A 23,516-nucleotide genomic window follows, 5' to 3' on the forward strand; every position below is an offset into this window, starting at 1 on the left:
GCACAGCAGGCCCGCCGCTACAATCATCAGGTCACTCACAAAGGAGATTTGTTATGTCCGTCCATTCACTTTCCTGTACGCTTGGCGACCGCCAGATCAGCCGCATGGGCTATGGCGCAATGCAGCTGGCTGGTCCCGGCGTTTTTGGTCCACCGGCCGATGAAGCCGCCGCCATTAGCGTCCTGCGCGAGGCCGTGGCCTCTGGCGTTTCGATGATTGATACCTCTGACTTTTATGGCCCGCATATCACTAACCAACTGATAAAACGCGCGCTGCATCCTTATGCTGACGATCTGTGCATTGTCACCAAAGTTGGCTGTCGACGGGACGAGAAAGGCGGCTGGCTCCCGGCATTCAGCGACGATGAACTGGCCCGCGCGGTAGAAGAGAACCTGCAAAACCTGGGGCTGGACGTGCTGGAGGTCGTCAACCTGCGTAGTATGCTCGACGTACACAAACCGGTCGAAGGGTCGCTTGAGGCGCCGCTGCGGGCATTAATCAAGCTGAAAGAGCAGGGGCTGATCCGCCATATCGGGCTAAGCAACGTTACGGCTACGCAGGTTGCTGACGCGCAGGCTCTCACCCCGATTGCCTGCGTGCAGAATCTGTATAACCTGGCGAACAGGCAGGATGATGCGCTGGTAGACAGTCTGGCGGCGCAGGGTATTCCCTACGTGCCCTTCTTCCCACTGGGAGGCTTCAGCCCGCTGCAATCCGCGGCGCTGACAGAGGTGGCGCGGACGCTTAACGCCACGCCAATGCAGGTCGCACTGGCCTGGCTGCTGCAACGTTCGCCTAATATCCTGCTCATCCCAGGGACCTCTTCCGTCCGCCATTTACACGAAAACCTGGCGGCGAAAGATCTGAAGCTCCCCGCTGAAGCGCTGGTAAAGCTGAACGGGATAGCGGCATAGCCTGAACGGAAGGTCTGACAGGCCAGCTTTCGGCCTGTCGGCTCACCCGACCGAGTACGCTTTCTCCAGCATAAACCGCTGCTGTTCTTCACTGTAGGACACCAGCGAATTTTTGCTGTTGGAGCGGGCAAGTATCCACGCCACTTCTTCGGCACTTAGCGGCTGGGTATCATGCCAGAATGGCGTAATCGCATTGTCCTGAAGCCAGTGCGCCAGCATCCGCGCCGGGGGCAGGGTGAAGCCAGGGAACAGCACCGCGGCCAGATCCTCCATCAACGCTTTTTGCTGCGCATTCTCCGTCTCGTTAAGCAGGGCAAGGAACGGGAACAGCAGCCGTCCGCATACTTCACCATGGTGATAATCCTTAATTGCGCCCAGCTCTCCGGCAATACCGTGGATCACCCCTAACCCCGCCATACTCAGGCTCAACCCGCCCTGCCAGGAGGCAAACATCATCTGCTCGCGAGCCAGATCGCCCTGCTCATCGTCACGGTTGAGGTGCGGCCAGGCGCTGATAAAGGCGCGCATCCCGCTCAGCGCGGTCTGGCGGCTGAACAGGTTGCCTTTGCTGGAGAGCCAGGCCTCAAACAGATGGGTGAACGCATCAATCGCGCAGCAGGCCAGTACGTGCTCGGGTGCGCCGCGCAGCAGATCGGGGTCCAAAATGGCGATCTGCGGCACAAAGTTCGCGTGGCGCAGCGAGGCTTTGACCTTTATTTCCGCTTTATCGGTCACCACGGCATTTTGCGTCGCTTCGCTCCCGGTGCCTGCCGTTGTTGGAACCGCAATCAGCGGCAGCGTCTTGCCGGTGACCTTAGTATCGCCGACTTTTTCCAGATAGCGCAGCGTGTTCAGCGGATGCTGGCTGAGCGCGGCAAACGCTTTTGCCGCATCCAGCACGCTGCCGCCGCCAATGGCGACCACTCTGGCCACTTTGCCGCGCCAGCGCGCAACCCAGCCATCAATCTCATCCGGCGAGGCCTCGTGGCTGACAATCTCATGGCCCAGAAAAAGCGGCTCAAGTTCGGCTTTCAGGCTTTGCCAGGCGGCGCTGTGCAAAAAGGAGCGGCCACAGAAAAGCAGGGTAGGTTGCGGATCGTTTTGCAGCAGTGGCGGCAGCTCGCGCAGGCTTCCACGGCCGAAAAAGGTCTGGCGGTTAGCAATCATCTGGCTGGTGCTCATGGGTTTTCCATTAAGGTCAGAATCAGAACGCTCAGGCTACCTTGCCGGGGCGACGGGATAAAGCTCAGATTGAGCGGGCAGGACAGTCAAAGGTGATGACTTTATCCAGCGGCGCATTAACTACCATGAAGCGCGTATCGGACAGCCTCATAGCCAGCCAGCCCTCTTTGGTGACGGCGGAAGGGACATACTGCCGCCGGTCGGAAGAGTGCAGCGGTCCGCTTTCAAGCTTGAGATCGGGCAGGGAAACGCTAAAGGAGGCGTAGCGGTCAATGATCTTGCCCTCTACCATGCTGACATCGCGGCCGTCCAGCGTCTGGACTTTTCCCTGGCAAACCATCCCCTGGTTGCCAGAGGAACAGGCCATTAATAATAAGACTGCTGCCGCGATGGGGCCTTTTTTACTCAGCGTGCTAAGGCCAGCGCCAGGGCGGCGTTCGGGTTCCTGCCAGCGCATAATACGTCCTTTTGCTTGGGTTTCTTCTGAGTATAGCGGGGAGTTTGTTAAATATCGCCCTGAATAAAACCGCACTTTTCGTCGGTTGTAGCTACCCCATTATCAAATTGTGTTGTAAGACTGAATCAATTCAGCAAAATGCGTAACAACAGTTCGCAAACCGATTATTGGGTGCTACACTTTCTGCCGATTTTGCCCTTTCCCCTTTGTTCTCCGCATCTGAACAGCCGTTTTACTCGACTGATTGCGCTATCACCTTATTAAAATGGGGAACTTTAGCGGGCAAGTTTCAAAACGGGTTGTATACTTTTGCAGCAACGATGCGCGCGTTTCTCCGCCGCGACGTTCCGCCTGAAAAGCCTGACTTTTCGTGCAGAACCTGGCCGGGAAGCTGTTACGGATAATCTTTTAAAAACGAACGGATCCTGTGAACAACAAAACGTCTGCCCTTTTATTAACGCCGCTGTTTTTCATACAGCCTGCCGTTAGCAACGCCGAGTCTGCTGCCACGCAGAGCGCTACCGACGCTTCTTCTGAAAATTCGCTGATGGTGATCAAACAGCGCAGTGGGCTGTCGGAACTGGATACGCCAGCCGCCGTCAGCGTCGTCAGCGGCGACGATTTGCGTAGTAGCAGCGCGCAGGTCAATCTTTCTGAAGGACTGGGTAGCGTGCCCGGTCTGCAAATTCAGAACCGGCAGAACTATGCACAGGATCTTCAGCTGTCCGTGCGCGGCTTCGGCAGCCGATCGATGTACGGCGTTCGCGGCGTGCGTGTTTATGTTGACGGCATCCCCGCTACCATGCCGGACGGGCAGGGGCAAACCTCAAATATCGATATCAACTCAATTGATAAGGTTGAGGTGCTTCGCGGGCCTTATTCGGCGCTGTACGGCAACGCTTCAGGCGGCGTTGTCAATATTGATACCCAGACCGGCAGCCAGCCGACAACGCTGACCGCAGGAACTTATTTCGGCAGCTACGGCAGCTGGCGTAACAGCGTTAAGGCCAGTGGCTCAACGGGAGACGGCACCCACGCAGGCGACGTGAATTACACCCTTTCCGGCTCGCGATTCACCACCAACGGCTACCGTGACCACAGCGGTACGCAAAAGAACCTGGGCAACGCCAAATTGGGCGTACGGCTTGATGATGTCAGCACCCTGACGCTGATGTTCAACAGCGTCTCCGTCGATGCTAACGACCCGGGTGGCCTGACCCGCGATGAGTGGAAAGATAATCCCCGTCAGTCTCCGCGCGGCGATATGTATAACACCCGTAAGAGCCTCGATCAGACGCAGTTCGGCCTGCGCTATCAGCGCGAGATGAGTCCAAACGATCAGCTGACGCTGACCACCTGGCACGGCGAACGGCATACCACGCAATATCAGTCCATCCCCGTCAGCGTACAGCAGCAGGCTGGCTATCCGGGCGGCGTCATTGTGCTGGAGCGTAAGTATTCTGGCGTGGATACTCGCTGGAAACATCTGGACCAAATCGGCCCGATACCGTTCAGCGTAATTGGCGGTCTGGATTATGAAACCATGACTGAACGCCGCCAGGGCTTCCAGAACTATGTCATCAATAATGGCACGACCGAGCTGGGCGAGAAGGGCGATCTACGCCGGAACGAGAAGAACGTCATGTGGAACCTCGATCCCTACCTACAGACCAGCTGGAACCTGACGCCGAAATGGACGCTGGATGCCGGTATGCGCTACAGCACCGTCAGCTTTGACTCGACCGATTACTACGTCACCGCTGGCAATGGCGATGACAGCGGCAGCAAGCGCTATCACAAGCTGCTGCCGATGGGATCGCTGAACTACGCGGTGACCGACGCCTGGAACCTCTACTTCTCTGCCGGACGTGGTTTTGAAACGCCTACCATTAACGAGCTCTCCTACCGTTCGGTGGACGGCAGCGACACCGGCCTGAACCTTGGCCTGAAGCCGTCAACCAGCGACACCTTTGAACTGGGCAGCAAAACCCGCATTGGCTATGGCCTGCTGACGGCGGCAATTTTCCAGACCAACACCGATAATGAACTGGTCGTCGCCGACAGCAGCAACGGCCGCTCCGTTTATAAGAATGCCGGTAAAACCCGTCGTCAGGGCGTGGAACTATCCTTTGACCAGCAGTTTGCTGAAAACTGGCAGTTGAAAACGGCGTGGACCTGGCTGGACGCTACCTACCGCAACAGTACCTGCGATGATAGCGGCAGCTGCACGCCGTCCGGTAACCGTCTGCCTGGCGTGGCGAAAAATATGGGCTACGCTTCACTGGCCTGGGCGCCTGAGCAGGGCTGGCACGCGGGGGCGGATGTTCGCTATATGGGCAGCATTCAGGCCGACGATCAAAACGATGCCAAAGCCCCGTCTTACACGGTTGTCGGGCTGAGCACCGGCTATAAATTCGGCTGGGATCGCTGGTCGCTGGACCTGTTCAGCCGCGTAGATAACCTGTTTGATAAAACCTACGTTGGCTCAGTCATCGTCAACGAAGGCAACGGCCGTTATTACGAGCCGGCACCGGGACGTAACTATGGCGTCGGCGCGTCGCTCTCTTACTCGTTCCTGTAATAAGAATCCAGCACAGCCTGTCGTTTAGCGCCAGTTGAGCGGCAGGTTCAAAACACCGGGATGGATAGTCAGTACGAAACCGAGTGTTTTTTGCGATTTAGCATACGATCTAAATCGAAGACGTTAAATTTTGGTAAGGTCCATACTATGCAAAGTAAAGCACCGTTATCACGTATCCTCGTGATCCTTACGGCTGTATTCGCCGTCATCAGCGGATTATATCTGCTGATTGGCGGTATCTGGCTGGCTAAGATCGGCGGCTCGTTCTATTACATCATCGCGGGTGTTATTGAACTGGTTGTTGCCTGGCTGCTGTTCCGTCGTCGCTCTTCAGCGCTGCTGCTGTATGCGGTATTCCTGCTGGCGACGCTGATCTGGTCGCTGTGGGAAGTGGGGTCCGATTTCTGGGCGCTGACGCCGCGTCTTGACGTCACCTTCTTCCTCGGCCTGTGGCTGATCCTGCCGTTTGTTTACCGTGGCCTCACTCAGGGCAAATTTGCCCGTGGCGCGCTGAGCCTGGTACTGGTGGCAACGGTTGCGGTGCTGGTCTACTCGGTCTTTAACGATCCGCAGGAAATCAACGGCACGCTCAGCCCTGAACAGGCGGCGAACATTGAGAAGTCTGGCGACGGCATCGCTGCCGGCGACTGGCCGGCCTACGGTCGTACCCAGGGAGGCACCCGCTACTCGCCGCTGACGCAGATCAACGACAAAAACGTCGGTCAGCTGAAGGAAGCTTGGACTTTCCAGACTGGCGATATGAAGCGTCCAACCGATCCGGGTGAAATGACTAACGAAGTGACCCCGATCAAGATTGGCGATTCCCTCTACCTGTGTACGCCGCACCAAATTCTGTTTGCGCTGGACGCGGCTAGCGGTAAAGAGAAGTGGAAGTTTGATCCTCAACTGAAAACCGATCCTTCCTTCCAGCACGTAACCTGTCGCGGCGTGTCTTACTATCAGACGCCTGAAGCCGCCGCTTTGCCTGCGGGCGCTAAGCCTGCGATGTGCGCACGTCGTATCATCCTGCCAGTGAACGACGGTTACCTGTACTCACTGGATGCCGAAACTGGCGCGCTGTGCCCTGAATTTGGCGAGAACGGCAAGCTGAACCTTCAGCAAAACATGCCTAACGCCCGTGCGGGTGCCTACGAGCCAACATCACCGCCGATCGTCACCGATAAAGTGATTGTGGTGGCCGGTGCGGTGACCGATAACTACTCCACTAAAGAGCCTTCTGGCGTGATCCGGGGTTTCGACGTCAACAGTGGTAAGCTGCTGTGGGCCTTCGATACCGGCGCTAAAGACCCTAACGTGGTGCCGGAAGGCGAACAACACTATGTGGCGAACTCGCCAAACTCATGGGCACCTGCGGCCTATGACGCTAAGCTCGATCTGGTTTACCTGCCAATCGGCGTAGCGACCCCGGATATCTGGGGCGGCAACCGTACCCCGGAAATGGAGCGTTTTGCTTCCGGCCTGCTGGCGCTTAACGCCACCACCGGCAAGCTGGCCTGGTTCTACCAGACTGTGCACCACGATCTGTGGGATATGGACGTACCGGCTCAGCCGACTCTGGCCGATATTGACGATAAGAACGGCAACAAGGTTCCGGTGATCTACGTACCGGCGAAAACCGGTAACATTTTCGTACTCGATCGTCGTAGCGGTAAAGAGGTGGTGCCTGCGCCAGAAACGCCAGTGCCGCAAGGTCCGGCCAAAGGCGATCGTCTGTCGCCTACTCAGCCGTACTCTGAGCTGACCTATCGTCCGAAAAAGAACCTGACCGGCGCGGACATGTGGGGCGCGACGATTTACGATCAGCTGATCTGCCGCGTGATGTTCCACAGCCTGCGCTACGAAGGTCCGTTCACGCCGCCTTCAGAGCAGGGTACGCTGGTGTTCCCGGGTAACCTGGGCATGTTCGAATGGGGCGGTATTTCTGTTGATACCGATCGCCAGATCGCCGTGACTAACCCGATGGCGCTGCCGTTTGTTTCTCGTCTGATCCCGCGTGGTCCGCAAAACCCACTGTGGCCAAACGAGAACGATAAAGGCGGCAGCGGCACAGAAACTGGCGTTCAGCCGCAGTACGGCGTGCCGTACGGTGTAACCCTGAATCCGTTCCTGTCGCCGCTTGGTTTCCCTTGTAAGCAGCCTGCCTGGGGCTATGTGTCGGCGGTTGACCTGAAAACTAACGATATCGTATGGAAAAAACGCATCGGCACCGTGCGCGACAGCTCGCCAATTCCGCTGCCGTTCAAGATGGGGATGCCGATGCTGGGCGGCCCAATCTCTACCGCGGGTAACGTGATGTTCATTGGCGCCACCGCAGATAACTATCTGCGTGCCTTTAACGTCTCCAACGGTAAAGCGCTGTGGGAAGCTCGCCTGCCGGCTGGTGGTCAGGCAACCCCAATGACCTATGAAGTGAACGGCAAGCAGTACGTACTGATTGCTGCCGGTGGTCACGGTTCCTTCGGGACCAAACTGGGCGATTACATTATTGCCTATGCGCTGCCAGACGAGGCGGCGAAGTAAGTATTGATAACGGCGAATCTCGGTTCGCCTGTCTTCCCCGCCCGGCGGGGAAGGCAACGCATTTCTCCTCATTCCGCCGCCCTGACGCCTTATCTCCCTGCTAACTTTGCTAATGAATATTAAGATAATCTTAATATTTCCCTTCCTGCACGCTGTCCTTTCTTTTGCACACTTCCGTTTAAACGCCGCTGAAAGTAAACCTTTCCTCAATATACGCCTTCATTTTCTTCTCTCCGTCGCTTTCTTAATTTTCAGCTAAGGAATCACCTGTATCGTTCAGGAATCGCTGGCTGAGCACGGCGTTACGCCTGACTGAGCCATTTAATCCGTGGGCAAAATGATCGGGCCAAAATGCCAGCGATTGTTACGCCAGGTAAAAATTATCGATTTGCTTAAACGGTAGCTAAATTTCCCTGCGTTAGCGCTTTGATGTCAGGCCAGAATCGCGCAATCTGCTACAGTTTTCTCAGGTTATTGTTAAAGGATGTTTAATAATGTCAGAATTTCTCCCGTTTTCCCGACCGGCCATGGGTGAGGCCGAACTCGCTGCGGTGGGCGAAGTGATGAATTCCGGCTGGATCACTACCGGTCCAAAAAACCAGCAGCTGGAACAGGCATTCTGCCAGCTGACCGGTAACCAACATGCTATCGCCGTCAGTTCCGCAACGGCAGGGATGCATGTCACCCTGATGGCGCTGGGGATCGGCAGCGGAGACGAAGTCATTACCCCATCGCTGACCTGGGTTTCCACGCTCAACATGATTGCGCTGCTCGGTGCGGAGCCGGTGATGATCGACGTCGATCGCGACACGCTGATGATCACGCCTGCGCTGATTGAAGCCGCCATCACGCCAAGAACCAAAGCGATTGTGCCGGTTCACTATGCGGGCGCGCCTGCCGATATCGATGCGATCCACGAACTGGGTAAACGCTACGGTATTCCGGTCATTGATGATGCGGCACATGCGGCGGGAACCTGGTACAAAGGCCGCCACGTTGGCGCCAGCGGCACGGCAATCTTCTCCTTTCACGCGATTAAAAATATGACCTGCGCGGAAGGGGGCCTGGTGGTCACCGATAATGAAGCGCTGGCCGCCCGCATCCGTAGCCTGAAATTTCATGGCCTCGGCGTGGATGCGTTTGACCGCCAGACTCACGGCCGCGCGCCGCAGGCCGAGGTGATCTCGCCTGGCTATAAATACAACCTCGCCGACATTAACGCCGCCATTGCGCTGGTGCAGATGGCCAGGCTGCCACAGCTCAATGCCCGCCGGTCAGAGATCGCCGGCCGCTACCTGAAAGAACTGGCCGGGACGCCTTTTCAGCCGCTGGCCCAACCGGCCTGGCCGCATCAGCACGCCTGGCATCTGTTTATTCTACGCGTGGACCCGCAGCGCTGCGGCATCAGCCGGGATGCGCTGATGCAGGCGCTGAAAGAACGCAATATTGGCACTGGCCTGCACTTCCGGGCTGCCCATACCCAGAAATATTATCGCGAGCGTTTTCCAGCGCTCTCGCTGCCTGAAACGGAATGGAATTCAGATCGTATCTGCTCCATTCCGCTGTTCCCAACCATGACCGATGACGATGTCAGCCGTGTGGTTGCCGCACTGCACGATATTGCCGAGAAACACCAATGACCGTTGAACAACCTATTAATAAAGTCTCCGTGGTGATCCCTGTTTATAACGAACAGGACAGCCTGCCGGAGCTGATCAGACGTACCTCTGAAGCCTGCGCGCAACTGTCGATGGCGTGGGAAATCCTGCTGGTGGACGACGGCAGCAGCGACCGCTCAGCCGAGATGCTGACGGCGGCGGCAGAAGCTCCCGGCAGCCAGATCGTCGCGGTGCTGCTGAACCGCAACTACGGGCAACATTCGGCGATTATGGCCGGTTTCAGCCACGTCAGCGGCGACCTGATTATCACGCTGGATGCGGATTTACAGAATCCGCCGGAGGAGATCCCTCGGCTGGTTGCCGTTGCGGCCGAAGGCTATGACGTGGTCGGCACCGTACGGCAAAACCGCCAGGACAGCTGGTTCCGCAAGCGGGCTTCCCGCCTGATTAACCACCTGATCCAGCGCACTACCGGCAAAGCGATGGGCGACTATGGCTGCATGTTGCGCGCCTACCGCCGCCACATTATCGATGCCATGCTCCACTGCCACGAGCGCAGCACCTTTATCCCGATTCTGGCGAACACCTTTGCCCGTCGGGCAACTGAAATTCCGGTGCTGCACGCCGAACGCGAGTTTGGCGATTCCAAATACAGCCTGATGCGGCTGATTAATCTGATGTATGACCTGGTGACCTGCCTGACCACCACGCCGCTGCGCCTGCTCAGCGTGGTCGGTACCCTGATTGCCCTCGCCGGGTTTGCTTTTTCCCTGCTGCTGATTGGCCTGCGTCTGTTTTTAGGGCCGCACTGGGCCGCAGATGGCGTGTTTATGCTGTTTGCCGTGCTGTTTATTTTTATCGGCGCCCAGTTTGTTGGCATGGGGCTGTTAGGTGAGTACATCGGACGCATCTATAACGATGTCCGCGCTCGTCCCCGCTATTTTATCCAGCGCGTGGTCAACTCGACCGTGCCTGTCCGTTCTGAGGAAGATGAATAATGAAAGCTGTTGTTTTTGCCTATCACGATATGGGATGCATTGGTATCCACGCGCTGGTGAAGGCTGGTTATGAGATTGAAGCGATTTTCACCCATGCGGATTCAGCGACGGAAAATCACTTTTTCGCCTCCGTGGCCCGTACGGCGGCAGAGCTGGGTATCCCGGTTTTTGCGCCGGAGGACGTAAACCATCCGCTGTGGGTTGATCGAATCAAAACCATGGCGCCGGAGGTTATTTTTTCCTTCTATTACCGTAACCTGCTCAGCAACGAGATCCTTGGCTGCGCCGCGCAGGGGGCATTCAACCTGCATGGGTCGCTGCTGCCGAAATACCGGGGACGTGCGCCGCTGAACTGGGCGTTGGTGAATGGCGAAACGGAAACGGGCGTGACGCTGCACCGGATGCTGGCGCGCGCCGATGCCGGAGCCATTGTGGCTCAGGAGCGGGTCAGCATTGAGCCTGAGGACAACGCGCTGACGCTGCACCGCAAGCTGAACTCTGCCGCTGAACATCTGCTGGCCGACTGCCTGCCCGCGCTGAAAAATGGCAATGCCGTGGCGCATCCGCAGGACGATTCTCAGGCAACCTGCTTTGGGCGCCGTACGCCGGAGGATGGCCGCATCGACTGGTCGCTGTCAGCGGAAAGCGTTAATAATCTGGTGCGTGCCGTTACCGATCCCTGGCCGGGGGCGTTTGGCTACGTCGGTGCGGCTAAGTTCATTATCTGGAAAGGCAAGGTTCGTCACGACAGGCCAGCCGCGAAAGCGGGCACCGTGCTGTCCGTCAGCCCACTGATTATCGCCTGCGGCGAAGGGGCGCTTGAAGTGATCACCGGACAAAGTGAAACTGGCGTCTATATGCAGGGTTCCCAGCTGGCGCAAACGCTGGGCCTGGTGAGCGGCGCGCTGCTGACCAACAAGCCTGTTTCCGCCGTTAAGCGTCGTACTCGCGTGCTGATCCTCGGCGTGAATGGTTTTATTGGCAACCACCTGACCGAACGCCTGTTGCAGGACGACAATTTCGATATTTTTGGTCTGGATATTGGCTCCGATGCCATCGGCCGCTTTGTCGGCCATCCGCGCTTTCAGTTTGTTGAGGGCGATATCAGCATTCACTCCGAATGGATTGAGTATCACATCAAGAAATGCGACGTGATCCTGCCGCTGGTCGCCATCGCCACGCCGATTGAGTACACGCGCAATCCGCTGCGGGTCTTCGAACTGGATTTTGAAGAGAATCTGAAAATTATCCGCGACTGCGTCAAGTACAAAAAACGCATTATTTTCCCTTCTACCTCAGAAGTTTACGGGATGTGCGAAGACCCGAACTTTGACGAAGACAGTTCCAATCTGGTGGTCGGGCCGATCAACAAACAGCGCTGGATTTATTCGGTTTCCAAACAGCTGCTTGACCGGGTGATTTGGGCCTATGGCGATAAAGAGGGACTGCGCTTTACCCTGTTCCGTCCGTTCAACTGGATGGGACCGCGGCTGGATAACCTGAACGCGGCGCGTATCGGGAGCTCGCGCGCCATCACCCAGCTGATCCTCAATCTGGTGGAAGGATCGCCGATCAGGCTGATGGACGGTGGCAACCAAAAACGCTGCTTCACGGATATCAGCGACGGCGTGGAAGCGCTGTTCCGCATAATTGAAAACAAAAATAATAACTGCGACGGGCAGATCATTAATATTGGCAACCCGGATAACGAAGCGAGCATTAAAGAGCTGGCAGAACAGCTGCTCGCCAGCTTCGAGCGTCATCCGCTGCGCCAGCAGTTTCCACCGTTTGCTGGCTTCCGCGACGTGGAGAGCAGCAGCTACTACGGTAAAGGTTATCAGGACGTTGAGCACCGTAAACCGGCGATCCGCAACGCCCGTCGCCTGCTGGGCTGGACGCCTGAGGTGAGGATGGATAAGACCATTGACGCCACGCTGGACTTCTTCCTGCGTACCGTAGACGGCGTGGACGATCGGAAATGAAAAAAGTCGGCCTTCGTATAGATGTTGATACCTGGCGTGGGACGCGAGATGGCGTGCCTAAGCTTCTGGAAATACTCAGCTTACATCGCACCCAGGCCACTTTTTTCTTCAGCGTCGGTCCGGATAATATGGGGCGCCATCTCTGGCGCCTGCTAAAGCCTCAATTCCTCTGGAAGATGCTGAGATCCAACGCGGCTTCGCTGTACGGCTGGGATATTCTGCTGGCGGGCACCGCCTGGCCTGGCCGGAATATTGGCCGCGGGCTGGCGGAGATTATCGCCGCGACCAGCGATCATCATGAGGTGGGGCTGCACGCCTGGGACCATTTTGCCTGGCAAACCTGGGCCGGCGTCTGGCCAGCCGAGCAGCTTAACCATCAGATCAGGCTGGGGCGCGATGCCCTGGCGGTGATCACCGAACAGCCGGTTACCTGCTCTGCGGTAGCGGGATGGCGGGCCGACCAGCGGGTAGTGAATGCGAAAGAGCCTTTTCATTTTCACTACAACAGCGACTGCCGGGGAACCTCTCCGTTCAGGCCGCAGTTAAGCGACGGCTCGCTGGGGACGGTACAAATTCCGGTGACGCTGCCGACCTGGGATGAAGTGATTGGCTCCTCTTTAGCTAAAGAGGATTTCAACGCTTTTATTATCGATCGGATCAAGAACGACAGCGGTACGCCGGTCTATACCATCCACGCCGAAGTGGAAGGGATTGTGATGAACGAGCTGTTCAGCGAGCTGCTGACCCTGGCGGAGCAGGAGGGTATTCAGTTTTGTCCGCTAAGCGAATTGCTGCCCGACGATCTGAGCAGCCTGCCTACGGGAAAAATTGTTCGGGGTAGCCTCCCCGGTCGTGAAGGATGGTTGGGATGCCAGCAATTAGTTGAGTAACTGTGTATGAACATAACGAGAAATGGCCTTCTCCTTTTGGTGTTGTTTGCCCTGTACTACCTGATTCCTCTGGAGTTTCGCTTTCTGTGGCAGCCTGATGAAACCCGCTATGCCGAGATCAGCCGGGAAATGCTGGTCAACGGCAACTGGGTGGTGCCGCACTTTTTCGACCTGCGCTATTTTGAAAAGCCTGCCGCAGGTTACTGGATCAACAATCTCAGCCAGCTGATTTTTGGGCACAATAACTTTGCCGTGCGCTTTGGCTCCGTTTTCTCCATCACCCTGACCGCGCTGCTGGTCTACTGGTTGACGCTGCGGCTGTGGTGCAACCGGGCGATGGCGATAATGGCTGCGGTGATCTTTCTGACCTGCCTGCTGGTTTACGGCGTCGGCAGCTATGCGGTGCTTGATCCGATGATCACCCTGTGGCTGGTGGCCGCCATGTGCAGCTACTGGTGGGCAAGTGAAGCCACCACCACCAGGAAAAAAACGCTGGCCTGGCTGGTGCTTGGTCTGGCCTGCGGCATGGGATTTATGACCAAGGGCTTTCTGGCGCTGGCGGTGCCGGTTATCGCTATTCTGCCGTGGGCGATCCACCAGAAGCGCTTTAAGGAGCTGCTGTGCTTCGGCCCGCTGGCTATCGTCGGCGCTGCGGTAATCAGCGCCCCCTGGGCGATAGCCATTGCCAAAAGCGAAGCGGATTTCTGGCACTACTTCTTCTGGGTGGAACACATCCAGCGCTTTGCCGAGTCAAATGCGCAACATAAGGCCCCGTTCTGGTACTACCTGCCGATTTTAGTGCTCGGCTGTTTACCGTGGCTGGCGCTGTTACCGGGCGCGCTGCGCGCGGGCTGGGCGGAGCGTCAGCAGAATCGGGGCAGCCTCTATTTGCTGAGCTGGGTAGTGATGCCGCTGCTGTTTTTCAGCATCGCGAAGGGCAAGCTGCCTACCTATATTCTGCCGTGCTTTGCCCCGCTGGCGATCCTGATGGCTCGTCAGGCAATGTTGTCGATCTCGGCTGGGGGCAGGGCGCTAAGAATCAACGGCTGGATCAACCTGGCCTTCGGGCTGGTTTGTACCGTTGCGGTAATGGGCTTCCTTGCTCCCTGGGGGCTGGCAAAGCACCCGCTGTATGGTTATCCCGAAACGGGGAAAGTGCTGATGGCCGCTGGCGTGTTCCTGCTGTGGGGAGCGTTCGGCTGGCTGACTCTGCAAGCCCCGCAGACGCGCTGGCGCTGGGCGGCCCTTTGCCCGTTGGCACTGGCGCTGGCGTTGGGCCAGGTGATTCCTCAGCAGGTGATCGATTCCAAGCAGCCGCAGCAGTTTATTCGTGGGATCAAAAAAGATATCGCGGGCAGCCGCTATGTGCTGGCGAACAACCCGGGGCTGGCTTCGGGGCTGGCCTGGGAACTGCGCCGCAGCGATATTTTGCTTTACGATCAGCCTGGCGAGGTGCAGTACGGATTAAGCTATCCCGATGCGCGCGGCAAATTTGTTAAAGGCACGGACTTCCCGGCATGGCTGGCGCAGCATCGTCGGCTGGGAGATGTCAGCCTGATAATGGTGCTGTCGCGCAATGAGAACCCCGACCAGTCGCTGCCGAAGGCGGACTTCAGCTACCGCCAGGGAAGAGTCGTGATGTACCAGTTTAACCGAACGCCATGAACCTGCTGCTGATCCTTTTTGCCAGCCTGCTGAGCTGCATCGGCCAACTGTGCCAGAAGCAGGCGGCCCAGCACGGCCTGCTGAAAGGCAAACTGCACCTGCTGTTCTGGCTGGGGCTAAGCGTGATGCTGCTGGGCTGCGCAATGCTGGTCTGGCTGGTCGTGCTGCAAACGGTGCCGGTTGGCGTGGCTTATCCCATGCTCAGCCTCAACTTTATCTTCGTGGCGCTGGCCGCCCGCTGGCTGTGGAAGGAACCCGTTTCCCTGCGGCACTGGCTGGGCATTGGCTTGATTGTGGCAGGTGTGGCGGTAATGGGAGCGTATGCCTGATGGGAATAATATGGGCGCTTGGCAGCGTACTGCTGGTCAGCTGCGCGCAGCTTTTGCTGCGCTGGTCGATGATGTCGCTTCCCCCGGTCAGCGATGTTGCGGCATTTTGCCGCGTGCTGCTGACATGGCCCACAGCGGCGTTCACCCTGGCCGGCGGGCTGCTGGCCTACGCGCTGTCGATGCTGTGCTGGTTCCTGGCGCTTCAGCGGGTGGCGCTGAGTAAAGCCTACCCGTTGCTGAGCCTGAGCTACGTGCTGGTGTGGGCTGCCGCGCTGGCGCTGCCGCTGTTCAATGAGGCATTCCTGTGGGGAAAACTGCTTGGCGTGGCGCTCATTTTCAGCGGCCTGCTGCTGATTTGCTGGCCCGGTCGTAAAGCGAGTTAAGGACCTAACGGCAGACTAAGTCTTGCCGGGCACACTCTCCTCTCACCCTGTTTAAAGGAGAGAGAGAATGCTCACTGTACCCGCTGCGCTCAGCAAGGTGCCTGAGGTCACGCTGTTCTTTTGGCTGATCAAAATGATGTCTACTACCGTGGGAGAAACCGCTGCGGATTTTCTCAATGTTAATCTTGGCTTCGGCCTCAGCCTGACCTCGCTGACGGCTGGATGCCTGCTGGCGGTGCTGCTGTTGGCTCAAATGCGCGCCCAGCGCTATATTCCCGCGCTCTACTGGTCGACGGTGGTGATGGTGAGTATTTTCGGCACCCTGATTACCGATAATTTCACCGATGCGTCAGGTATCCCGCTGCTGTTTTCCATCATCATGTTCAGCAGCGCGCTGATCCTGACATTTATGCTCTGGCACCGCAGTGAGGGGACGTTGTCCATCCACTCAATCACTACGCCAGCGCGGGAGGCTTTTTACTGGGCGGCTATCCTGTTCACCTTCGCGCTGGGCACGGCGGTGGGAGACGGGTTAGCCGAAGGACTGAACCTTGGCTATCTGCCGTCGGCGCTGGTCTTTGGCGGCGCTATTGCGCTGGTTGCGCTGGTCTGGAAAGGATTGCGGCTCAATACGGTGCTCTGCTTCTGGCTGGCTTATATTCTCACCCGCCCGCTGGGCGCCTCCTGTGGCGATCTGCTGGCACAGCCGGTGAATAACGGCGGCTTTGGCATCGGCATCGTTGAAATTAATCTGCTTTTTCTGGCGTCGATTGCCGCGCTGGTGGGATATCTGACGCTGGCAGAACGCGCGGCAGACTAACAATGCTGTTCGGAGGACACCATGCGAGTGTTGCTGGTTGAAGATGACGTGATGATCGGCGAAGCCGTGCGCGAGGCGTTAAAAGAGGCCAGCTATGCGGTGGACTGGGTGCGCAATGGCACGGAAGCCAGCAGCTCTCTTGCCATCCAGAGCTACGATTTGGTCCTGCTCGATCTCGGTTTACCCGGAAAAAATGGCTTCAGCGTGCTCAGCTCGCTGCGGGGCCGCGGTAATGAAGTCCCGCTGCTGATTATAACCGCCCGGGATGCGCTGGAAGATCGCCTGCGCGGGCTGGACTCAGGCGCCGACGATTATGTGGTTAAACCTTTTGAAATGAAAGAGTTGCTCGCCAGAATTCGTGCGGTGCTGCGCCGTAAAGGCGGCAGCAGCGGGCCGGTGCTCAGCAACGGTATCATTACGCTGGATCCGGCCAGCCACGAGGCCTGCGAGGTGGCAAACGGGGAAATGCAGCGCCTGTCGAACCGCGAATTCGCGCTGCTACAGGCGCTGCTAATCCGCCCCGGCACGCTGCTTTCACGCAGTGAGCTGGAGGAGAAAATCTACGGCTGGGGCGAAGAGATTGAAAGCAATGCGGTCGAATATTTTATTCATGCGTTACGTAAAAAGTTTGGCAGCGAGGTGATTAAGAACGTCCGGGGTGTGGGATGGATGGTATCAAAAAACGCCTGAAAGAGTCGGTTCAACTCAGGCTGTCGTTCGGGCTGTGTAGCGCGATCATGCTGGTGGCGATCCTGACTGGCAGCATCGCTTTTTTCTCCGCGCTGGATGAAGCCCACGAATTGCAGGACTCCTCGCTAAGCCAGATTGCCGAACTGGCGCAAAACGGCGTGGTTGCGGTGAGCAATGCCAATCTGATCGGTCCGCCGCTGCATGATGAGCGCGAATCCCGCATCATCGTGCACTTCATGTTTTCCCCACAACGCCTCGCTCAGGGACCGATGAAAAATTTCACTCTCAGCTGGTCGCTGGCCGAAGGATTCCACACGCTGCATACCAACGGCCATCAGTATCGGGTGCTGGTCCGCCAGATTGATGCGGGAACGAAAGTAGCGGTTGCGCAGCGTTCTTCGGTACAGGATGAGGTAGCGATGGCTGGCGCGCTGCGTACGCTGCTACCGTTCTTCATCCTGGTCCCGGTGCTGCTGTTTATGGTGGCGGACCTGGTGAAGAAAATTTTCCGGCCGATTCGCCAGCTCTCAGTAGCCGTACATAACCGGGATGAGCAGGACACGACGCCGCTGGAAACGGAAAATTTGCCTCGCGAAATCGTGCCCTTTATCCACGCCATTAACCGTCTGCTTGAGCGGGTCTCGCTCTCGGTGGAGGCCCAGCGCCGTTTCGTCGCTGATGCGGCCCACGAATTGCGCTCGCCGCTCACCGCACTGTCCTTACAGGCTGAACGTTTATCAGCCGCTGAGCTGCCGGAAGACAGCCGGATGCGGGTCAGGCGGATGCGCGAGGGAATGCAGCGAATGAAAAATTTGCTGGAGCAGTTGCTCTCACTAGCCCGAGCGCAGTCAGCAGCTCGTCATTCGGCAGAAGAGGATCAGCCGGTGGTAGTCAGCCAGATAGTGAGACAGGCGATCGCCGATCTGCTGCCGCTGGCCGAGAAAAAACATCTCGATTTGGGAATGCTTGAGGACAGTGAGGTGGCCGTGTTCTGCCAGCCGCTAGAGCTGTTTACGGTGATCAAAAATCTGATAGATAACGCTATTCGCTATACGCCGGAATTTGGACGGATAGATCTGCAAATTATCGCCAGCCAGCACAGGGTGGTGGTCGAAATCGAGGACACTGGTCCCGGCATCGCTGCGGAGAAACGACAGCGGGTATTTGATGCGTTTTATCGTATTGAAGGAAGCGGGGAGAGCGGTTCCGGTCTGGGGCTGTCCATCGTCCGCACGCTGCTCGACAGAATGCAGGGAGAAATTCTACTCGCAGCTGCCGGGCGTTCACCCAGTGGCCTGAACGTTAAGATTATTTTATATCGGTATGGTTTTAGCGAGGAAAAGGAGACATACCGTCGCCATTTCGCGTTATGATCCGCGGGCTTATCTTTCATCAGGTTGATTTACTATGTCGCAAACTTCTCTCCTGCTGGACGTGCAGGATGTTAGCTATGTGCAGGATGGCACCACGCTATTGGCGCCCGTCTCGCTCAGTCTGAATCGGGGTGAATTTATCCTGTTGACCGGCCCGTCCGGCAGCGGAAAAAGTACGCTATTAAAAATCATCGCCTCTTTGCTCGATCCTTCAAAAGGCCGGGTGCTGTACAGAGATCGGGCAATTGACCAACTGAAGCCGGAAATTTATCGTCAGCAGGTTTCCTACTGTTTCCAGACGCCCGCGCTGTTTGGCGCGACGGTATATGACAATCTGGCGCTGCCATGGCAAATTCGCCAGAAGAAGGTCGAACGTGACGTGCTGAGAGGGTGGCTGGGAAAGGTTAATTTGCCTGCGGAAATGCTGGAAAAAAATATTGAACAGCTCTCTGGCGGCGAAAAGCAGCGGGTGGCGCTGCTGCGTAACCTGCAATGGCTGCCGGAGGTGCTGCTGCTGGATGAAATAACCAGCGCGCTGGATGAAGAGAATAAGCAAATGGTTAATCAGCTGATTGGCGGGCTGGTGAAAGAAAAGGGCGTGGCGGTTATCTGGATCAGCCACGATACGGCCGAAATCACTCAGGCGCAAAGGGTTGTTACCCTGCAGCCGCCTGGCGGGAAGGAACCCCATGAACCAGCATAATATTACTAACGAATCCCTTGGGCTGGCGCTGGTTCTGGTGCTGATTGCGCTGCTGGTGAGCAGCAAAGAGAAGCTGGGGCTTGAGAAGGATATTGTCTGGAGCATCGCCCGCGCTATCGTACAGCTGATTATTGTCGGTTACGTGCTCAAGTCTGTCTTCGATCTGAATAATGGCTGGCTGACGGTCCTGATGGTGCTGTTTATCTGCGTGAACGCGGCGCTGAATGCCCGTAAACGCAGCCGCAATATTGGCAACGCGTTTGTTCTCTCTTTTATCGCTATCGCCTTCAGCACCACGCTGACGCTGACCATTCTGGTGCTGAGTGGCGCAATCGAATTTATGCCGATGCAGGTGATCCCGATCTCCGGGATGATCGCGGGTAACGCGATGGTTGCCGTCGGCCTGTGTTACAGCAATCTGAATCAGCGGTTTGCTGATAACCGGCAAAAGATTCAGGAGATGCTTAGCCTCGGAGCCTCGGTGAAAATGGCCTCCGGCATGTTAATCCGCGACAGCATTCGCGCCGCGATGATCCCAACCGTCGACGCGGCCAAAACCGTCGGGCTGGTCAGCCTGCCAGGCATGATGTCCGGGTTGATTTTTGCCGGTATCGATCCGGTAAAAGCCATCAAATATCAGATTATGGTGACCTTTATGCTGCTCGGCACGGCGAGCATTTCGACCATCATTGCGGGGTATCTGGCTTACCGGAAATTTTACACGCCTCGTGCTCAGTTGCGCTAGCGGCAGCGTAAGACAGGGGATCAAAAAGCCGGGTTGTGTGGTCGAAGTCGGTAAAGAACAGGCGGATCGAGCGATCCGCCTGGCGCTGAGGTTATCAGAAGTTGATATTGGCGCTGATGCCGCCGATAAAGGCGTCTTTCACTTCGCTTACCGCGCCCGGAGAGGCAACATATTGCAGGTTTGGCCGCAGTTTCAGCCAGTTAGTGACCTGCGCATTGTAGTAGATCTCGTAGTTATACTCCGAGCCACTCTGGATTGGCAGATAGGTTGGGCTGTTGTAGTCGCCCACGCCGTTTTCCTGGTTAGTCTTACGCAACATATTGCTGTAGTCGTCGTTGACGTGAATACGTGCGGCCCCGATGCCGACCTCGTCTTTCGGGCGGGCATCAAACGGCCCTTTCCAGGTAAAGGAGACAGACTGATAGTTGTCGGTCTTCGAGGTTTTCTGATCGTTCATCACCGCCTGAACGGTAACGCCCAGGCCACGCTGGTTGTCGCCGTCCATCGCCGTCAGCTGTTGTTGCAGCAGCAGGTAACCGCCGTAAGAGTGGTTATCTTCGCCGTACTGACCATTGCTGTAAGAACTGTAGTTATCGCCCCGTACGGAGGAGTAGTACATCCCGACGCGGTAGTTACCCGGCAGCTTGTCGGCGCCCAGCGCCGGTTTCCAGCCCAGTTCTACGGGAACCATATTCCCCAGCGTCGGACTGCCATCCAGGCGGAAACCGTTGCCGGTGTCATAGTTTGAAGGCGTCTGGTTATAGAAGCCGACCTGGAAGAACAGTTCCGGCGTGAAGTTAAACTTCACGCGTCCGCCCCATTGGGAAACCGGCCAGTTGTACCAGCGGTCGCCGCGCCAGTTACCCGCCTGGCCGCTGCCAAACGCTAAGTTCTGGAAGTTGCTGTCGAAGGAGTCGAAATCCTCACCTACCGTCACGCGACCGGCTTTCACTTCCACCGCATTATCAAAGAAGCCTTTATTCAACCAGAACTGGGTCAGACGCCAGGTTTGCCCGCGCCCCCACACTTCCTGTACTGAGGAAAGGCCACCCGAACGCGGGTCGTTGACGTATTGGGTTAAATCCTGACCGTTACGGCTGGTGATAGTCGCCTGGAATTGGGTGTCCTTCCAGTTCAGCAGCTTATCCAAATCCAGCGTGGTGCCAAAGGCCCACTGGTCGGTATAACGCGCGCTTGTCGACTTGTTATAGCCGCCGGAGAAGTTACTGGCGGATTCCATGGTGTAATTCACCTGGAAATCCACGCCGTCATTTTTTAGCTGGGAACGATAACCCTCCCAGTCGCCAAATGCGTAGGGAGAGTCCATGCTGAGCGGCGCAAAATCTGCAAGGGCAGATCCGGACGCCAGCATCAGTCCAAAACCACAGAGCGCCACCGATCTTTTTAACGTGGTTTGCGGGAGTTTGCTTTTCATGTGGAACACCTTCTTTTTATCAGGATAACGCTGTCCTTCTGTGCGTCGGGCAGGGTACGTTGCGACCATCCGGCTTTATTAAGCATTTTACCCCACACATCACCGCTGTTCAGGGTGGGAAATGCTGGAATAAGTTTGAATTGATGGCCTTAACAGGATGAATGAAAGCACTATTGCGGCAGATAAATGTTCTAAATCGTGCTGAAAAGAGTCGGCAGAAAGAAATTAGCATCAAAATTTTTAGCCAGATCACAATTTCACTCCGAAACTAAAGCGGCAAGGGAGGAACTTTCTGGCAAAAGGCTAACTGGCAGGCGTAGAAAAGACCTGCATCAGCGGTGTTGACTGGATGCAGGTGGCTGCGAAAGTTTGTACAGACATGGACAATCAGATTGTCCAGGCTGAGTTGCGGATCACGCTGCAAAAATTTCCGGCATGGAAATGGGGATCTTTTTCGGCGATCACGTCGGCCTTGACGTTACCGAAGGTGGTATCGGGCTTGTGTTTGATGCCGTCGTAGAATGTCTGAATGATATTTTCCTTAAAGTTGTCCCCGCGCGGATGGGCCAGAACGACAGCTTCACGTTCCGCATCGCTGTACCCGGCATAGGTCAGCCCCAGCACGTCCATTTCAACGCCGGCCGTGACGAGTGCAACGACAGGATGCATATGTTGCGGAATACCAGGCGTGGTATGCAGCGCGATAGCGGTCCACACCGTGTCAATATCTTGCTGGCCGATCCCATGGCTCTTCAGAAAATCGCGAGCGGCGTTGGCGCCGTCTACCTCGAAACGTTCGCACGCGCTACTGTGCTTATGGGTCAGCCCCATATCGTGGAACATGCACCCGCAGTAGAGCAATTCGGCATCAAATTTCAGGCCGCGATGCTGACCAGCCAGTGCGCCGAAGTAGTACACGCGGCTGGAATGATGGAACAGAAGTGGCGATGCGGTATCACGAACGAGCTCGGTGATTTCGCGGGCAAAGTGGCTGTCGGGAACCGCAATACCTTCAATATTCAAAGACATGATTAATCTCCTCAGGAATCAGACTTCATTTTCCTGAGAGTGAAGATTGTTATCAACAGGGGTAACACGTCATATACTGCCATTTTACGCGGCACGCGGACGTATAAGGAAAATGATCGATGATGAGCAAGCTGGTAGCCGTTCTGGCTCTTCCCGGCGTCCAGCTTTTGGATGTATCCGGCCCGCTCGATGTCTTCGCCCAGGCGAACATTGAAACAGGCAAGGAGATCTACGCGCTGCGGGTCATTGCCTGTGAGTCCGGTCCCGTGCGCAGCTCCTCGGGCGTGCGCCTGCTACCGGATGCGATAGCTACAGAAGACGTCGGGCGTATTGACACGCTACTGGTCGCCGGTGCGCCCAACGCCGGAAAGCTGAATCTGTCGCCCGAGATTCTGGAGTGGCTCCGCGCAACGGCTATGCGCAGCCGACGCTATGGCTCGGTTTGTACGGGAGCATTCATTCTGGCAGCGACGGGCTTGCTGGAAGGGCGGCATATTACCACCCACTGGGCCGCGGTCGATGCGCTGGCCCGGGCCTATCCCTCGCTGCAAATTGATGAGGATGCGCTCTATGTTCGTGACGGGAAGCTGCGCACGGCGGCGGGCGTTACGGCGGGTCTGGATCTGGCGCTGGCGCTGGTCGAGGAGGATCTCGGGCGTGATATCGCCAGACGCGTCGCCGGGCAACTGGTCATGTACTTCAAACGCCCCGGTGGGCAGTTGCAGTTCAGTCGCAAAGGGGAAACCGGCCCGGCAGGGCGAGCGGCGTTACAGGAAGTTCAACGCTGGGTCGCCGCGAATCCTGAACTCAATCACAGCGTAGCAAGCATGGCCAGGCACGCCGGACTAAGCCCCCGGCATTTTGCTCGTCTGTTCCATGCCGAGGTCGGCATTACGGCAGGCGCCTGGGTCGAGACCACCCGCGTGGCGGCTGTCCGAAAACTGCTGGAGAATGGCTATAATGCGCCCAAGCTGGTAGCCGCCAAATGCGGCTTCGCCAATGCCGATACGCTGCGTCGGGCCTTTCAGAAACACGTCGGCGTCACGCCTGCCGAATACCGAAAACAGCATCCAGTCCAGACCGATGAATTGCAGAGCGTCAGCGTTTCCGGCTACAGCGATAATACTCGCCGGGAGGAGGGCAGGGTGGAATAAAAAAAGGCCGAAATATCGGCCTTTAA

The 23,516-nt window shown here is 56.9% G+C and carries 20 protein-coding genes; 16 read left to right on the plus strand and 4 right to left on the minus strand.

Annotated elements, in window-relative coordinates:
- Nucleotides 1–53: 53 nt before the first annotated feature.
- Nucleotides 54–914 (plus strand): aldo/keto reductase family oxidoreductase, encoded by an 861-nt coding sequence (locus NG99_RS18025; RefSeq protein ID WP_034895959.1) that lies wholly within the window; start codon nt 54–56, stop codon nt 912–914.
- A gap of 42 nt (nt 915–956) precedes the next feature.
- On the opposite strand, the gene NG99_RS18030 is transcribed toward NG99_RS18025, so the two are convergent.
- Nucleotides 957–2,096, minus strand: a complete 1,140-nt coding sequence (locus NG99_RS18030) for an iron-containing alcohol dehydrogenase (RefSeq protein WP_034895961.1) — start codon at nt 2,094–2,096, stop codon at nt 957–959.
- A gap of 64 nt (nt 2,097–2,160) precedes the next feature.
- Complete coding sequence (locus NG99_RS18035; protein WP_198138808.1) at nt 2,161–2,553, minus strand: hypothetical protein; 393 nt, start codon at nt 2,551–2,553, stop codon at nt 2,161–2,163.
- 427 nt (nt 2,554–2,980) lie between these two features.
- Between NG99_RS18035 and pqqU the strand changes: the two genes are divergently transcribed.
- The 14 genes from pqqU to fetB all read left to right on the plus strand — a co-directional run bounded on the left by pqqU (nt 2,981) and on the right by fetB (nt 19,872).
- Entirely contained in the window at nt 2,981–5,134 is a 2,154-nt protein-coding gene (gene pqqU, locus NG99_RS18040) for a TonB-dependent receptor PqqU (RefSeq protein ID WP_034895963.1), read from the plus strand.
- Between the two features lie 147 nt (nt 5,135–5,281).
- Nucleotides 5,282–7,675, plus strand: coding sequence for a glucose/quinate/shikimate family membrane-bound PQQ-dependent dehydrogenase (locus tag NG99_RS18045; RefSeq protein ID WP_034895965.1), 2,394 nt, complete (start codon nt 5,282–5,284; stop codon nt 7,673–7,675).
- A 494-nt stretch (nt 7,676–8,169) separates the two neighbouring features.
- On the plus strand, nt 8,170–9,315 hold the full coding sequence (gene arnB, locus NG99_RS18050) for a UDP-4-amino-4-deoxy-L-arabinose aminotransferase (RefSeq protein WP_034895966.1): 1,146 nt from the start codon (nt 8,170–8,172) through the stop codon (nt 9,313–9,315).
- Nucleotides 9,312–10,292 carry an undecaprenyl-phosphate 4-deoxy-4-formamido-L-arabinose transferase gene (gene arnC, locus NG99_RS18055; RefSeq protein WP_034895967.1) on the plus strand — a complete coding sequence of 327 codons (981 nt, stop codon included), beginning with the start codon at nt 9,312–9,314 and terminating at the stop codon, nt 10,290–10,292. The genes arnB and arnC overlap by 4 nt, the downstream gene beginning before the upstream one ends.
- Nucleotides 10,292–12,274 carry a bifunctional UDP-4-amino-4-deoxy-L-arabinose formyltransferase/UDP-glucuronic acid oxidase ArnA gene (gene arnA, locus NG99_RS18060; RefSeq protein ID WP_034895968.1) on the plus strand — a complete coding sequence of 661 codons (1,983 nt, stop codon included), beginning with the start codon at nt 10,292–10,294 and terminating at the stop codon, nt 12,272–12,274. Before arnC ends, arnA begins: the two co-directional genes overlap by 1 nt.
- Nucleotides 12,271–13,164, plus strand: a complete 894-nt coding sequence (gene arnD / locus NG99_RS18065) for a 4-deoxy-4-formamido-L-arabinose-phosphoundecaprenol deformylase (RefSeq protein ID WP_034895969.1) — start codon at nt 12,271–12,273, stop codon at nt 13,162–13,164. Before arnA ends, arnD begins: the two co-directional genes overlap by 4 nt.
- Nucleotides 13,165–13,170: 6 nt before the next feature.
- Complete coding sequence (gene arnT / locus NG99_RS18070) at nt 13,171–14,829, plus strand: lipid IV(A) 4-amino-4-deoxy-L-arabinosyltransferase (RefSeq protein WP_034895970.1); 1,659 nt, start codon at nt 13,171–13,173, stop codon at nt 14,827–14,829.
- Nucleotides 14,826–15,158: a 4-amino-4-deoxy-L-arabinose-phosphoundecaprenol flippase subunit ArnE gene (gene arnE / locus NG99_RS18075; RefSeq protein WP_034895971.1), complete on the plus strand. Its 333-nt coding sequence runs from the start codon at nt 14,826–14,828 to the stop codon at nt 15,156–15,158. The genes arnT and arnE overlap by 4 nt, the downstream gene beginning before the upstream one ends.
- Nucleotides 15,158–15,541, plus strand: a complete 384-nt coding sequence (gene arnF / locus NG99_RS18080; protein ID WP_034895972.1) for a 4-amino-4-deoxy-L-arabinose-phosphoundecaprenol flippase subunit ArnF — start codon at nt 15,158–15,160, stop codon at nt 15,539–15,541. The genes arnE and arnF overlap by 1 nt, the downstream gene beginning before the upstream one ends.
- 67 nt (nt 15,542–15,608) lie before the next feature.
- Nucleotides 15,609–16,361, plus strand: coding sequence for a COG4705 family protein (locus NG99_RS18085; RefSeq protein WP_034895973.1), 753 nt, complete (start codon nt 15,609–15,611; stop codon nt 16,359–16,361).
- 21 nt (nt 16,362–16,382) lie between these two features.
- A complete protein-coding gene (locus NG99_RS18090) occupies nt 16,383–17,051 on the plus strand; it encodes a response regulator (RefSeq protein ID WP_034895974.1) in 669 nt (222 codons plus the stop codon).
- Entirely contained in the window at nt 17,027–18,424 is a 1,398-nt protein-coding gene (locus tag NG99_RS18095) for an ATP-binding protein (protein ID WP_052130769.1), read from the plus strand. Before NG99_RS18090 ends, NG99_RS18095 begins: the two co-directional genes overlap by 25 nt.
- Before the next feature lie 34 nt (nt 18,425–18,458).
- Entirely contained in the window at nt 18,459–19,127 is a 669-nt protein-coding gene (gene fetA / locus NG99_RS18100) for an iron efflux ABC transporter ATP-binding subunit FetA (RefSeq protein ID WP_034895975.1), read from the plus strand.
- On the plus strand, nt 19,114–19,872 hold the full coding sequence (gene fetB / locus NG99_RS18105) for an iron efflux ABC transporter permease subunit FetB (RefSeq protein WP_034895977.1): 759 nt from the start codon (nt 19,114–19,116) through the stop codon (nt 19,870–19,872). The genes fetA and fetB overlap by 14 nt, the downstream gene beginning before the upstream one ends.
- Before the next feature lie 94 nt (nt 19,873–19,966).
- Here fetB and NG99_RS18110 read toward each other — a convergent pair whose 3' ends face one another.
- Entirely contained in the window at nt 19,967–21,307 is a 1,341-nt protein-coding gene (locus tag NG99_RS18110) for a carbohydrate porin (protein WP_034895980.1), read from the minus strand.
- A 387-nt stretch (nt 21,308–21,694) separates the two neighbouring features.
- Nucleotides 21,695–22,336 carry an HD domain-containing protein gene (locus NG99_RS18115; protein WP_034895982.1) on the minus strand — a complete coding sequence of 214 codons (642 nt, stop codon included), beginning with the start codon at nt 22,334–22,336 and terminating at the stop codon, nt 21,695–21,697.
- Between the two features lie 119 nt (nt 22,337–22,455).
- Here NG99_RS18115 and NG99_RS18120 point away from each other — a divergent pair, with 119 nt between their 5' ends.
- On the plus strand, nt 22,456–23,490 hold the full coding sequence (locus NG99_RS18120; protein WP_332308358.1) for a GlxA family transcriptional regulator: 1,035 nt from the start codon (nt 22,456–22,458) through the stop codon (nt 23,488–23,490).
- Nucleotides 23,491–23,516 lie beyond the last annotated feature (26 nt).

Source organism: Erwinia typographi (genome assembly GCF_000773975.1).
Lineage (GTDB): Bacteria > Pseudomonadota > Gammaproteobacteria > Enterobacterales > Enterobacteriaceae > Erwinia > Erwinia typographi.

What these genes read in the sequence shown, in the direction of transcription:
- arnF (WP_034895972.1), top strand. Translation starts at nt 15,158, where the DNA reads ATGGGAATAATATGGGCGCTTGGCAGCGTACTGCTGGTCAGCTGCGCG.
- NG99_RS18115 (WP_034895982.1), bottom strand. Translation starts at nt 22,336, where the DNA reads ATGTCTTTGAATATTGAAGGTATTGCGGTTCCCGACAGCCACTTTGCC.
- NG99_RS18085 (WP_034895973.1), top strand. Translation starts at nt 15,609, where the DNA reads ATGCTCACTGTACCCGCTGCGCTCAGCAAGGTGCCTGAGGTCACGCTG.
- NG99_RS18030 (WP_034895961.1), bottom strand. Translation starts at nt 2,096, where the DNA reads ATGAGCACCAGCCAGATGATTGCTAACCGCCAGACCTTTTTCGGCCGT.
- NG99_RS18025 (WP_034895959.1), top strand. Translation starts at nt 54, where the DNA reads ATGTCCGTCCATTCACTTTCCTGTACGCTTGGCGACCGCCAGATCAGC.
- arnT (WP_034895970.1), top strand. Translation starts at nt 13,171, where the DNA reads ATGAACATAACGAGAAATGGCCTTCTCCTTTTGGTGTTGTTTGCCCTG.
- NG99_RS18090 (WP_034895974.1), top strand. Translation starts at nt 16,383, where the DNA reads ATGCGAGTGTTGCTGGTTGAAGATGACGTGATGATCGGCGAAGCCGTG.
- arnE (WP_034895971.1), top strand. Translation starts at nt 14,826, where the DNA reads ATGAACCTGCTGCTGATCCTTTTTGCCAGCCTGCTGAGCTGCATCGGC.
- NG99_RS18110 (WP_034895980.1), bottom strand. Translation starts at nt 21,307, where the DNA reads ATGAAAAGCAAACTCCCGCAAACCACGTTAAAAAGATCGGTGGCGCTC.
- arnA (WP_034895968.1), top strand. Translation starts at nt 10,292, where the DNA reads ATGAAAGCTGTTGTTTTTGCCTATCACGATATGGGATGCATTGGTATC.
- NG99_RS18095 (WP_052130769.1), top strand. Translation starts at nt 17,027, where the DNA reads ATGGATGGTATCAAAAAACGCCTGAAAGAGTCGGTTCAACTCAGGCTG.
- NG99_RS18045 (WP_034895965.1), top strand. Translation starts at nt 5,282, where the DNA reads ATGCAAAGTAAAGCACCGTTATCACGTATCCTCGTGATCCTTACGGCT.
- NG99_RS18035 (WP_198138808.1), bottom strand. Translation starts at nt 2,553, where the DNA reads ATGCGCTGGCAGGAACCCGAACGCCGCCCTGGCGCTGGCCTTAGCACG.
- fetB (WP_034895977.1), top strand. Translation starts at nt 19,114, where the DNA reads ATGAACCAGCATAATATTACTAACGAATCCCTTGGGCTGGCGCTGGTT.
- arnB (WP_034895966.1), top strand. Translation starts at nt 8,170, where the DNA reads ATGTCAGAATTTCTCCCGTTTTCCCGACCGGCCATGGGTGAGGCCGAA.
- NG99_RS18120 (WP_332308358.1), top strand. Translation starts at nt 22,456, where the DNA reads ATGATGAGCAAGCTGGTAGCCGTTCTGGCTCTTCCCGGCGTCCAGCTT.
- arnD (WP_034895969.1), top strand. Translation starts at nt 12,271, where the DNA reads ATGAAAAAAGTCGGCCTTCGTATAGATGTTGATACCTGGCGTGGGACG.
- fetA (WP_034895975.1), top strand. Translation starts at nt 18,459, where the DNA reads ATGTCGCAAACTTCTCTCCTGCTGGACGTGCAGGATGTTAGCTATGTG.
- arnC (WP_034895967.1), top strand. Translation starts at nt 9,312, where the DNA reads ATGACCGTTGAACAACCTATTAATAAAGTCTCCGTGGTGATCCCTGTT.